We start from the raw sequence: 13,270 nt of genomic DNA, 5'->3' as shown, positions 1-13,270 counted from the left end.
ATTGAACTTGAAGAAGCTTTAGCATATGATGCTAAAACCTAACGTAAAGTTCTCTTAGATTGCAAGCCCATCTTCTATATTACCACAAACTGTCTTATCAGAATTTCATTAGCTATTTATTTACTTAAGCATACAGAATTCTTAAGTTAGTGATAAAATTGAATGGTTTTAATAGGTTTATCATAACTACCATTAACCTTCAAATATAATTTTTGATTTGATAAATTATTTCTATTCTTAGTACTATTAATATTTAAGTAAGAATTAAATTCTAATTTACTTTGATCTAACCTAATTAGCCCTGTCCCTTCCCCGTTTAACTGTTTTGTATTAAGTTTATAGTTACTAAACTGCCAAGCATTCTTATGAAGCTTAAAATCCCCCTCTACTGTTTGAAAGATCGTCTTACCATGATTTGCAGCTATATTAATATCTTTCTTTAAGTTATCATACACATAATTATTTTGTGTAACCCTATCAATTAGATAATCAAGTGAGATATCAGTTATTTCAACATCTTTGGCAACAAATTTAGCTGTAACATTGAAATTATTCATTATATCAGCTAAATTTTCTCCATTAGTAGTAATTGTGCCTTGCATACTGGCAAACCCTTTTGGCAAGAAAGATTCTTTATCTTGTAAAATAAAAGAAAAAGTAGGTATATAAAACGAGTTATAAGCATATACTAATGTCATGGCTAACGGAGACATTAATATACTACCTTTAGCTTGAAACTCTCCATTATCAATACTGCAATTAATATCCTTTACCTGAACAATTGAGTCTTGAACTGAAAATTTTGATATGAAATCCTGTATCAGTTTATCATTATATGAAAATTTTTGTAAATTAGTATTTAAATTAACAACAACCTTATTGTATTTTAGCTTGTTAATTATCTTTTTCATATTATCAAATAGCTGACTGTTATCAGTATTGAGATATAACTCTCCTTTATCAATTGCAATATCAATTCTAGGCTTTATATCCTTAGTATATAAGCTAACTTTGCCTATAAGATGATTTTTTTCATCTCCATAATAGAAATTATCAACGTTTATTTGCCCCGGAGATAAATACACTAGTACAGCAAGCTTGTTAGGTGTTTCCCTCCCTTTAAAAGTAACTGACTTAAAATTTAAAAAAAAACATGCATTATAATTAATAGTATTTAAAGGAACAAATTTCATCAAATAATTATGTTCTTCAATGCCAGTACCTAAGCTTTGATAATACTCTAATAGTGAAGAAATTAGAGGGTAATTTGATTTATTAAAGTTAAAATCAAATAATGTTAATCTAGTATAAATCCTTGATAAATTGTTACCTATTGACTTATTATACATACTACCTTGAACTCTAGCCTTTCCTATCTGCATATTTATATCGTATAACTGATGATCGATAATCGTAGACCTAACGTTGCTTTCAAATAGCATAGGTTGTACTTCATTTACTGCTATATTTTTTAAATTCAATAGCGATAGCAAGTCATTAATATTTCTATGTTCTAATTTTACCTGCCCTTCAAATAATGACCTATATTGATTTTGTTTTACTGTTCCAACCATTTGAAAGTTGCCGCCAGAATTAATCACACCAGAAAAATTACTAATATTCATAATTTGGTTTCTAACTTCGCTAACAAAAGATATATTTGTAAACTTCTCATCATATATAATAACTTCCTTAGCAGTAATTGCGATATTACTATCAGTAGTAGGAATACTCATTGTTTTTTTGCTTTGAAAGCCAGCAATATTACTACTACCGTTACCAGAAAATAATTGATTCATTATTAACTTATTAAATGCTATACTGATTACATCAGCAGTATGTGTATCATTAAAAAAAGTGAGAGTTCCTACGGCTTCTATGGAATCTGAATTAATTTTTAGATTTTTAATTGACATCATCTGGTCTGTAATCTCTGTATCAAAAATTATTTCAACATGCTCATTAGTATTAAATTTAGTTAATATAGAATCAATATCGTAATAATAACTATTAATAAAACTGGATAGATCTTTAACTAACAATTTACAATTACCTACTGGTAATTGATGCTTATTTAACACCCCTTTAAATGTAAAAACATAATTTACAGAAGAAAAGTCTAGATTAATTTCTTGTTGATTTTCACAAGGAAGTACACCTTTTACTTTATGAATACCATCAAAAACACCTTGAATCTGATAATGGTCACTCACTAAATTAGCTGATAACTCGTTAACTGTACGTATTATATTGCTATTACTATTAACACAGTTAACATTTTTCATTTGTATATCATAGCTTCCAGGCAAAAATTCATAAATACTATCAATTAGGTTTACCATATAATCAAATCTTGGCCTATCAATCATGATATTAGCATCTTCAATTACCAAATGTGAAATTACAGGTCGAAAAATAAGTAATGATAATGGCGAAAAATATATCTTTACTTTCTTTATAAGAAAATGCTTATTATCTACAGATAAATTATCAACACAAACTTGAGGTACTGGAAAATTTTTAAACTCTAGATTAGTATTAAACGACAATTTTTTATTTGATAGCACAAATTGTTCTACCTGTTTCGAAAGTCTATTATAGTTAAATAAATATATTGATAGTATTGAGCCTATAAGTAGCAGTAAGGCAATGGTAAAAAAATAATTTTTTTTCCTCATACGATTTACTTTAAATAATTATTTCTGTATAATTCTTGTAATATGCTTAATAATTAAGTTTTTATAGCATATTTTTTCAGTTCTTATTAAGAAAATCATAGGTTTTCATAATATTCATAATTTTATTGTGAGTATACTATAAAATTACACATATTAATACATTTTCATATGTCAAGTGAAAGTAAATTGATTCCTATTGGAATCATATCATCTCCTTATGGAATTAGAGGACAGGTAGCCATTAAATCTTTTACTGATCCTGCTAGTAATATTTTAAACTATGAATTAAAAGATTATCGTAAAAATATTATAAAAATTCACTCAGCCAAAATACTATCTAAAAAAATTATATGTAATATTGATCAAATTGTAACCCGTACAGCAGCTGAGCAGTTAGCACGTACAAAACTATATATTTATAAGCATGAACTACCACAATTACCAGACTCAGAATATTATGTTGCAAATCTTAATGGAATAAAAGTCAAGAACCTAGAAGGAGAAATAATTGGTAAAATTAATAATATCTGTAATTATAATGCAGGCGATATTATTGAAGTAGTATATAATGACGGAAAAAAGATTATGTATCCATTTACTAATGAAATATTTCCTCAAATAACAGAAGACTTTGTTGTTATAGTACCACCTGAATTCATATAGAATATGTTTAGATCTAAACTATACTACGCTCAGTAAAATTTCAAACTAAAATTATTCACAATACAATCATATTTGGCTACTTCGATTGTTTATTGTAAATTAGAAAAAGTTAAAAAGTTAAAACGCGTCTTAAGCAGTATTAACATGACTAAAATATTTTGACATCGCATTAAATGCAATACTATAATATCTGCTAAATTAAATAACTAAGAGGTTAATATGAGCTATAAAGCAAAAATTTCCATAATAGGAGCAGGCAATGTTGGAGCAACATTAGCTCATTTAATCGCTGTTAAGGAGTTAGGTGATGTAGTAATAGTAGATAAAACGAAAGCAGTTGCTCAAGGTAAAGCTTTAGATATATCACAAAGCATGGGTATTGGTAAATCTTGTATTAACATAACTGGCACTAATAATTATCAAGAAATTCAAGATTCAAATGTTGTTATAGTAACTGCCGGCATAGCTAGAAAACCTGGAATGTCCAGAAATGATCTAGTTAATACTAATGCTCAAATAATGATAGATATAGCAGCTCAAATTAAATACTACTCTTCAAATGCTTTGGTTATTGTCGTTACCAACCCACTAGATGCTATGGTCTGGGTTATGCAGAAAAACTTAAGCTTTGATCATCAAAAGGTAATAGGAATGGCTGGAGTACTTGACTCAATTAGATTTAAGTACTTCTTAAGCCAAGAGTTTGGCGTATCAATTAATAACGTTAATGCTATGGTATTAGGTGGCCATGGTGATACTATGATACCGTTAGTAAAATACTCAACAATAGCAGGTATACCAATCATGGAACTAGTAAAAATGGGATGGAGCACCAAAGAAAGAATTGATCAAATAGTACAAAGAACTAGAGATGGAGGAAAAGAAATAGTTAGTCTCCTACAAAAAAGTTCAGCATATTATGCTCCAGCAGCAGCTACAATGACAATGGTTGAAAGCTATTTAAAGGATCAGAAACAAATTTTAGCATGTTCAGTTTATGTTGAAAATTATTATAGTATAAAATCAGAAGGTTTATATATTGGCATGCCAGTAGTAATAGGGAAAAATGGAGTTGAAAAAATTATCAAACTTGAATTAACTGAGATCGAACAACATGCTTTTACACAATCAGTTAATGCAGTTAGAGAATTAATTACTACTGTTCAAGAATTATAATCAATTGTGCTGTAGAAAAATTATTAAAATAAATATAACCTTTAAACACTTTTATACTTTAAAGTTCATAAATACAAATCTTTGAATTAAAAATGAAATTATTAATTGTAGAATCTCCAGCAAAGGCTAAAACCATAAATAAATATTTAGGTTCAGACTTTCAAGTAGTAGCATCTTATGGGCACGTAAGAGATCTACTTGCAAAAGCAGGATCAGTACTGCCAGAGCAAGATTTTTTAATTAAATACGAAATTAATCCAAAATCCACTCGACATATTAAAACCATTTGTGATCTTGCTAAAAAATCAGAATGTATTTATTTAGCAACTGACCCTGATCGAGAAGGAGAATCAATTTCTTGGCATATCGTAGAAGTACTAAAAGAAAAAAAGATTTTTGCTAATTTTAAAAGAATAATATTTAATGAAATTACTAAAAAAGCTGTGAGTGATGCACTACAACAGCCACGCGATATTAATTTAAACTTAGTAAATGCTCAACAAGCTAGACGATCATTAGACTATCTAGTAGGATTTAGCCTTTCCCCTTTGCTATGGCGTAAATTACCAGGCTGTAAGTCAGCTGGACGAGTACAATCTGTAGGACTCAGGCTAATTTGTGAACGCGAAGAAGAAATATCAAAATTTATATCTCAAGAATATTGGAATATTCACATTGATATGATTAGCAACAAAGATGAAATAGTAACAGCGAAACTAATAGAATTTGATGGCAATAAATTAGAAAAGTTCTCCATCACTAATCAATCCCAAGCTCAAGACATCGTTAAGAATATTGAAAATCAACAATTCAAAGTTATTGACATTACCAGAAAACAAAGAAAAAAATCCCCTCCTCCACCATTTATTACTTCTTCCTTACAACAAGAAGCCGCTGGTAAATTAGGATTTACAGCTAAAAAAACTATGACTATTGCTCAAAAGCTTTATGAAGGAATTGATCTAAATAATGAATCTACTGCTCTGATTACCTATATGAGAACTGATAGTGTAATGCTGTCTAAAGATTTCATTGATGAAACTAGAAACTTTATTAGTTCAAGCTTTGGTAATAATTATTTACCTAAACAAATTAGAGCATTTAAATCAAAAGTTAAAAATGCACAAGAAGCTCATGAAGCTATTAGACCTATTAACATTAACTTAACACCAGAGTTGCTATTAAACAAAATTGAAAAAGATTATCTAAAATTATATGAATTAATTTGGCAACGTACAGTAGCTTGCCAAATGGAAAATGTAATTCTAAACTTAGAATCAATTAATTTTGCTAGTTTTAATCAACTACATGTAGCTAAAGCTACTGGTTCAACCATAGCTTTTGATGGTTTCTATAAAGTTTACAAAGAAATTAATGACGAAGAAGAAAATAAAAAACTACTACCTAATCTAAGCCAAAATGAAGTGATGCAAGTAAAAAATATTTTGCCAAAACAACATTTTACTGAACCTCCTCCTCGTTATTCTGAGGCTACACTAGTCAAAACCCTTGAAGATCTTGGCATTGGTAGACCATCAACGTACGCCACAATTATATCTGTATTACAAGAAAGAGATTATGTTATTCTAGACCAAAAACGTTTCATACCACAAAATAAAGGAAGGTTAGTTACAGCATTCTTAACTGCATTTTTTAAAAAGTATGTTGAATATGACTTTACAGCCAAACTTGAGGACCAACTTGATAGCATTGCTAAAGGAATGATTGGATGGCAAGAAATACTCAAAAACTTTTGGACTGGATTTAATAATAACGTACAAGAAATAGAGCAATATAAAATTACAGATATAATACCTCAGATAGAAACCTTATTATCTAACTTTCTATTTCCAGCACAAAATGATGAAACTAATCATAAATTGTGTACTCTCTGCAAAGTAGGTAAGTTATCATTAAAACTAAGCAAATATGGAGCATTTTTAGCCTGCGATAATTATCCTAGCTGTAATTTTACTCGCAATATTGCAGCCGCTTTTGAAAATAATGATAATCTACCTAAAGGTAAAAATAATAAAGCAATTGGTTACTCAGATGATATGCAAAAAACAATATACCTTAAAGAAGGGCCTTTTGGTTGGTATATTCAAGCAGGAGAAGATAGTACTAATAAAAATGATAAGCCAAAAAGAGTGCCAATATCTGTAATTAGCAGTAGTCCACAGGATATAACATTAGAAACAGCAGTAAAATTGCTTGCATTACCTAAAGTAATTGGATTAAATCCCAATACTAACAAAGAAATCACTGTAGCTGTTGGCAGATATGGCCCATATTTGAAACACGATGGAAAGTTTATTTCAATACCAAAAAATTATGATTATCTTAATTTATCAATTAATGACTGCATAAAAATAATTACAAGCACTTCACCTCAATTACGTAAAACAAAAAAAGATGCATCTACTAACTCTGATAAAGTTGCTAAATCAAAATCTTAATGAGAATAAAATTAGTCAATAACTCAGCATATATAAAGCAATTAGGCATTGTCATTATCATAGCTAAAATCATATATTCTACAATATTATTTTGTGTAGAAATGCCATTTTTATCTTCTCTGTTTATTAATAAAGATATATTCAACTGTGCATCTGTCGAATGTAGTCACTTACCAATAATGTTATCCTTACTTACTAGTTGTATACTAGCAATCAATATTAGCAATTCTGTACCAAAACGTTATCACCTAATTAAGATATTACAATACTTAGCACTCATAGGAATTATTTGCATTATATTTCCACAGATATATAGTACCCAGGTAATCTTAAATAACTATATTCCCATAATAAATAACCTAATTTTTATATTAGGGCTATCTTGTTTTGGAGTAGCAATAATTCTTTTACATCTTGTTACGATTAACATATATAACTTAACAAGTATAACTTTAACATTAATTATTTTTATTGTTTTCATTAGCTTTACTTGTTCTTATTACAGCTTACAAACAATAATTATCAAATATCCAATTGACTTACTATTTTTTTACGAAGCTATATTTTGGAGTGGTAGTAATATTATGAATGTGTTTTTTACACAAACATTAATGGTAGCATGGATATATTTAGCACAATCACTATTACATATTAAGTTCAATGGCAAAATAGTTTTTATATACACAGTTTTAATACTATTAAATACAGTAGTAGCAATTTCTGGATTATTGGGACACTTAATACATGATATGGAATCTCCATACTTTCGGGAATTCTATATTAACTACACTCAATATTTTGTTAGTATAGCCCCAATTTTTTTTGCACTAACAGCATTGCATCAATTATTAACTATTAAATTTTATAAAAGTAACTACTACCATAATTTCAATAAGACAAATTTTAGCTTAGAAAATATAAACTTAACTCCCAATACAAACACAGAAAAAGATTTTCAAATTTTTCCGAACAGATATTGGCAACAAATCACTCCATCTTCTCAAAAGATAATATATCATGGTCTGCTATCATCGATTATATTATTTATTACTGTTCATATAATAGGCTTATTAGTAAAATGCATAAATTCTATTGTTTATTATGCATCAACAATAAGCATTGCATTAATTTTTATGACTATCAGCTACTATATTGCTAATAACAAATACGTAATTAATAATAAACTTGCTATACTGCAATTATGGCTGTACTGCATTAGTTGTTTGTTAAATCTAATAGATTTTGATCATATTAATTCGACCTTAAATTTAGTAAAAATAATTACTAATGTAGCATGTTATAGTAAAATAATAGCTATTCTAACACAGGCGTTTTTCATTATCATTATCTATAATGCTCGCATAAATAAGTTTAGCAGCAGTTAATGTATTTTTTAATAGATATGCTACTGTCATTGGCCCTACTCCACCTGGAACTGGAGTAATAAACTTTACTAAATCTTTGATTTTTAAAAAATCTCCATCTCCAACTAATTTTCGTTTATGAGTTTGCAAATCATAAATATGACTTATTCCAACATCAATAAAAGCTAAATTACCTGAAAAATGCTTATCTGTTAAAAAATTCGCTTTTCCAACAGCAGAAATTACAATATCAGCTGTTCTAGTATGCAAGGCTAGATCAACAGTAGCAGAATGACAGATAGTAACAGTACAAGAATGACGTAACAGTAATGCTGACAGAGGTTTACCAACAATATTGGATTTTCCTATTACAACTACATGTTTACCCTTCAAATCTGTGACATAATACTGTAATAAATCTATGCATCCTAAAGCCGTACAAGGAATTAATCCATGGTTAGCTCCAATATTAAGATACCCTATATTTATCGGGTTAAGCCCATCAACATCTTTTCTAGAATCAATTCTTGCAAATATTTTTAAAGCGTCGATATGAGGTGGAAGAGGCAATTGAACAATAATACCATGTACTGTACTATCACAATTTAAGTCATCAATAACAGATAATAACTTTTTTTCCTCTATGAATTCGAATAACCTAATTATTTCTGAATCCATACCAATAGCCTTAGCTTTAGCTACCTTATTATTAACATAAATCAAGCTTGCATCATTGTTACCAACTAAAATTATTACCAACTTAACTGTTATTTGATATTTATCTTTAAGAGCTAGTAAGTCATTTTTTGTTTCTACTAACCTCAACTCAGCAAGCTTTTTACCATCCATAATTACTGTCATGAACGTAATACTCCCTTTACAGTAGAGTATTGAAAATGCAATTTTTTTCCAAAAACTCTTTGATAACAATGACTCATTGCAGTTGCAGCTTCAGCAAAGCCAGTCAATATCAGCTTCAATTTACCAGGATATGATGCTACATCTCCAATAGCATAAATACCTGGTACAGTAGTCTCATATGTTATTGAGTTTACCTCAATTCTTCGTAAATCAGTTTTTAATCCCCACTTATGAATTGGTCCTAAGTCAGCTGCTAATCCAAAAAAAGCCAATAAATAGTCAGCTGGTAATGTTTGTGCGCCTCCATCAAAATTAGTAACTAAAACTTCCTTAAGTAATCCATTTTCCCCAGTTAGCTTAGCTAATTGATATGGTACAATCATTTGAACTTTACCACATTCAGCTAATTGCTTTATTTGATTAAGGCTATGTGGAGCACATCTGAAATTTTCTCTACGATGAACTAAATATATTACTTCAGCTACATCAGATAAAAGCAATGTCCAATCAATTGCAGAATCCCCTCCTCCAGCTATAACTACCTTCTTATTAATAAATTTATTCTTGTCCTTTACAGAGTAAAATACAGTTTTATTCTCAAATGCTTCAATATTATCAAGCGCTAATCTCTTATATTTAAATGCTCCACAACCAGCAGCAATAATCAAAGACTTAGCGCAAATAACTTGCTCAGCGGACGTAGTAATGGTAATCATATCATTATCAATTTTACATCCTATAACTTGCTGACCTAAATGATAAACAGTATCAAATGGAGCTGACTGTTGTTTTAATTGCTCTATTAACTCAGCAGCTGTAATAACAGGATAAGCTGGAATATCATAAATTGGCTTATCTGGATAAAGAGTAACACACTGCCCTCCAATACAATCTAATGCATCAACAACATGGCATTTCATTTCTAACATTCCAGCTTGAAAAACAGCAAATAAACCAACTGGACCAGCACCTACAATAACTACATCAGTAGTGTGTACATTCTTAGATAACATTCTGTATTTGATTTAAAATTATATGTTTAAAAAATATTTTAAGGTAAAGCAATAAACTTTGTAATAATAATTCTCTTAGTATTTTTACATTATAGAATTTTATTACCTATTAATACAAACTTATTCGACCGTTAGCCTAGCATGTTTTTAATATATCTTCAATATGTAATCATGTTCAATTAAATAGAAAAGAAATAAATGTTAATAAAATCATTAGGTAGTCTTGGAGGATATATTGGTAAATCTTTAGGTGGAGGTATGTTATCAACTATTGGGCGTTTTACTGGAAGAACCATTGGCAATTATTTAGAATCCGAAAAAGTACATCAAAACCATGAAGAACATAACAAAAAGGTTTTTGAATATTATCACACTGGCAAACAAATCCATTCACTAAAAACAATACCAGAAGCATACGGAGACTATATTCCATTAATTTTTGGCACTGTAAAGCTTCACGGTACCATTATCTGGATAGGAAATTTTAACATCAAAAAAGAAGCTACTAGTATTACTAAGCAAAGTTCAACTCACAATTATGAGCATAACATAAATTATGTTTCGATAGGTTTTGCATTATGTGAAGGACCAATTACTAAAATTGGCAAAATTTGGCATAACAACCAAGTAATTAACGATTTAGACTATGAATACACTCTGTATTATGGCACAGAAACTCAAGAACCTGATCCATTAATTACAGCTGCACAAAACAATAGTAATTGTACTCCTGCTTTTCGAGGATTAGCATATATAGTATTTAAGAATATTAACCTTAATGATTTCAACAATAAAATACCAATCTTTTCGTTTGAAGTTACAAGAAATCCTGATATTACCTTAGATTGTCATACTACGTTACAAAATGCAAATAGCTATAATACTGCAGATATGATTCAATCAATTGTAATAATACCTGGTAGTGGAGAGTTTACCTTGGATCCTCAAATACAATACAAGTATAATTCTAATAGCAAATCCCCTTCAGTAGCAGTTAATTGTCATAATAACTTTAACTTAGCAAACAGTGTTGTCAGCCTTAATCAATTACTAAATACTTGTAATAACATTAAATGGACAGCACCAGTAGTTTGCTGGTTCGGAACAAATTTAGATGCTAACAAATGCAAAATTATACCAAAAGTGGAATATCATAATTATGGCCCAAACTGGCAAATCGCAGATTATAGACGTAACAATGCTCAACTAGTAAGCAGAGATCTTACAGGAAACTTAAGCTATGGTGGTTCAATTGATGACCAAAGCTTACTGCGATATTTAGCGTTACTTAAAAATAAAAAGCTAAAGATAATGCTCTACCCTATTATTATGATGGACACCAATGGTAAACCATGGCGAGGTAATATTCATGTTCCACAATATAGTGCCTCTGCTTTGAATTTAGATAATATCATTGCTACTTTCTTTCGAGGTGGTAAAGAATATACAGCAATTAATCCTAAAAAAGGATCATATAACTATTTTATTTTACATTATGCCAAGCTAGTTGCAGGAAAAGTAGATGCTTTTATCATTGGTTCTGAATTAAAAAAACTAACCTCTATGTATAATAGATTTAGCAACAACACAGTAGAAAAATTTCCAGCTGTATCAGAACTAATTGAGCTAGCCAAAGCAGTTAAATCAATATTAGGCAAGCAAGTATTAGTCAGTTATGCAGCAGATTGGAGCGAATATCACCATATTGATACCAATGCTGGTTATTATTATCATCTAGACCCTTTGTGGGCATGTGATACAATAGATTTTGTTGGCATTGATGCCTATTTCCCTCTAACTCATACTCAAGACTCTAACATTACTATTGAGGAAATTAAACACGGATGGGAATCAGGAGAAGGATACGATTATTACTTTGACAATAATCAGCTTAAACAATTTAATAACATAGATTTAGCATGGAAAAACATAAAACATTGGTGGAGTAAATACCACACTAATTCTGATGGAAAACAAACGATGTGGATTCCTAAAATGAAACCAATCTGGTTCACAGAATTTGGAGTTCCTTCCGTAGATAAAGCAACAAATCAACCTAACATTTTTTTTGCTCCAGATTCAAAAGATCAGCAATACCCTAAATACTCTACTGGAGCAGTAGACTTCTTAATTCAAAGTAAAGCAATTAAAGCTAGTTTAGAATATTGGCAACAATATTCTAATATGGTAGAAAACATATTTTTATGGGCTTGGGATGCTAGACCTTACCCAACTTGGCCAACAAATCCATATTGGAAAGATAGAGAACTATGGCCAACTGGTCATTGGATTAATGGAAAACTTACCAGTATAAACCTAGCAGCAATGATACTAGAGTTATGTACTAAGAGCGGGATTGACTCTAGTAAAGTTGATGTTACTTCAATTGATGATGAAGTAGCTGGATTACTTATCACAAAAAATCATAAAGCGATTGATGTGATAAATATGCTACGGTGTTGTTATTTTTTTGATATAAAAACTAGCGCAATAAATAAAATTAGTTTTATGAAACGTAATCACAAAACTAATTTACAGCTGTCATCTAGACAATGTATTATAGAATCAAATCAAGCTTCAGTAAATCATACAATTATAGCTAAAAATCAAATCTTAAATAATATTAACCTTAAATTTATCGATTCCAATAATAGTTATTGCCTTGCAAGCTTCAATTACACTTTAGAACAAGAAAATTATAGTCAACAATATAATCTAAACTTACCAATAGTAACTTCTCTACAGAATGTACAAAATATCTGCCAAACTATACTTAAAAATGCTAATGCTGAAAATATATTATTTAGCTTTATACTTCCTATTAGCTATGCATATCTTGAAGTATCTGATATCATCACTCTAATCATTGAAGATATGAAATTTATTATTAGAATCACGAATATTAAATATTCTCAATTAATAATAATAATTGCAGCAGTAACCAGTAATATAGTCAGTACTGCTGCAAAAACATCAAAATAATTATTTTAAAAACATAGCATAGGCTTTGCATATGCTACATTCAAGCAATTAAATACTAAAAAATAGAAGTTATA

Annotated in this window: 8 protein-coding genes; 4 read left to right on the top strand and 4 right to left on the bottom strand. The window is 29.4% G+C overall.

Going from position 1 to position 13,270, the window contains the following annotated elements:
* Nucleotides 1–146 precede the first annotated feature (146 nt).
* Nucleotides 147–2,567 (bottom strand): AsmA family protein, encoded by a 2,421-nt coding sequence (locus DK405_RS01410; RefSeq protein WP_231967558.1) that lies wholly within the window; start codon nucleotides 2,565–2,567, stop codon nucleotides 147–149.
* A 279-nt stretch (nucleotides 2,568–2,846) separates the two neighbouring features.
* Between DK405_RS01410 and rimM the strand changes: the two genes are divergently transcribed.
* The 3 genes from rimM to topA all read left to right on the top strand — a co-directional run bounded on the left by rimM (nucleotide 2,847) and on the right by topA (nucleotide 6,976).
* Complete coding sequence (rimM, locus tag DK405_RS01405) at nucleotides 2,847–3,341, top strand: ribosome maturation factor RimM (RefSeq protein WP_045912341.1); 495 nt, start codon at nucleotides 2,847–2,849, stop codon at nucleotides 3,339–3,341.
* A 219-nt stretch (nucleotides 3,342–3,560) separates the two neighbouring features.
* The gene (gene mdh, locus DK405_RS01400) at nucleotides 3,561–4,517 is read left to right on the top strand and encodes a malate dehydrogenase (protein ID WP_045912340.1); all 957 of its coding nucleotides are present in this window, start codon (nucleotides 3,561–3,563) and stop codon (nucleotides 4,515–4,517) included.
* Between the two features lie 92 nt (nucleotides 4,518–4,609).
* Nucleotides 4,610–6,976: a type I DNA topoisomerase gene (gene topA, locus DK405_RS01395; protein WP_045912339.1), complete on the top strand. Its 2,367-nt coding sequence runs from the start codon at nucleotides 4,610–4,612 to the stop codon at nucleotides 6,974–6,976.
* A gap of 337 nt (nucleotides 6,977–7,313) precedes the next feature.
* Here the strand turns inward: topA and DK405_RS12970 are convergent, their stop codons facing one another.
* From DK405_RS12970 to DK405_RS01380, 3 genes are all read right to left on the bottom strand, one after another.
* A complete protein-coding gene (locus DK405_RS12970) occupies nucleotides 7,314–7,457 on the bottom strand; it encodes a hypothetical protein (protein WP_174197561.1) in 144 nt (47 codons plus the stop codon).
* Nucleotides 7,458–8,295: 838 nt separating this feature from the next.
* Complete coding sequence (locus tag DK405_RS01385) at nucleotides 8,296–9,201, bottom strand: bifunctional 5,10-methylenetetrahydrofolate dehydrogenase/5,10-methenyltetrahydrofolate cyclohydrolase (protein ID WP_045912337.1); 906 nt, start codon at nucleotides 9,199–9,201, stop codon at nucleotides 8,296–8,298.
* Complete coding sequence (locus DK405_RS01380) at nucleotides 9,198–10,214, bottom strand: NAD(P)/FAD-dependent oxidoreductase (RefSeq protein WP_045912336.1); 1,017 nt, start codon at nucleotides 10,212–10,214, stop codon at nucleotides 9,198–9,200. The genes DK405_RS01385 and DK405_RS01380 overlap by 4 nt, the downstream gene beginning before the upstream one ends.
* A 198-nt stretch (nucleotides 10,215–10,412) precedes the next feature.
* Between DK405_RS01380 and DK405_RS01375 the strand changes: the two genes are divergently transcribed.
* A complete protein-coding gene (locus DK405_RS01375) occupies nucleotides 10,413–13,196 on the top strand; it encodes a glycoside hydrolase/phage tail family protein (protein WP_045912335.1) in 2,784 nt (927 codons plus the stop codon).
* The last annotated feature ends 74 nt before the right edge of the window (nucleotides 13,197–13,270 follow it).

The organism is Orientia tsutsugamushi (assembly GCF_900327275.1).
Classification (GTDB): Bacteria; Pseudomonadota; Alphaproteobacteria; order Rickettsiales; family Rickettsiaceae; genus Orientia; species Orientia tsutsugamushi.
This window is presented reverse-complemented; position numbering and strand designations above follow the sequence as displayed.

What these genes read in the sequence shown, in the direction of transcription:
- rimM (WP_045912341.1), top strand. Translation starts at nt 2,847, where the DNA reads ATGTCAAGTGAAAGTAAATTGATTCCTATTGGAATCATATCATCTCCT.
- mdh (WP_045912340.1), top strand. Translation starts at nt 3,561, where the DNA reads ATGAGCTATAAAGCAAAAATTTCCATAATAGGAGCAGGCAATGTTGGA.
- topA (WP_045912339.1), top strand. Translation starts at nt 4,610, where the DNA reads ATGAAATTATTAATTGTAGAATCTCCAGCAAAGGCTAAAACCATAAAT.
- DK405_RS12970 (WP_174197561.1), bottom strand. Translation starts at nt 7,457, where the DNA reads ATGAAAACAATAAAAATAATTAATGTTAAAGTTATACTTGTTAAGTTA.
- DK405_RS01385 (WP_045912337.1), bottom strand. Translation starts at nt 9,201, where the DNA reads ATGACAGTAATTATGGATGGTAAAAAGCTTGCTGAGTTGAGGTTAGTA.
- DK405_RS01380 (WP_045912336.1), bottom strand. Translation starts at nt 10,214, where the DNA reads ATGTTATCTAAGAATGTACACACTACTGATGTAGTTATTGTAGGTGCT.
- DK405_RS01375 (WP_045912335.1), top strand. Translation starts at nt 10,413, where the DNA reads ATGTTAATAAAATCATTAGGTAGTCTTGGAGGATATATTGGTAAATCT.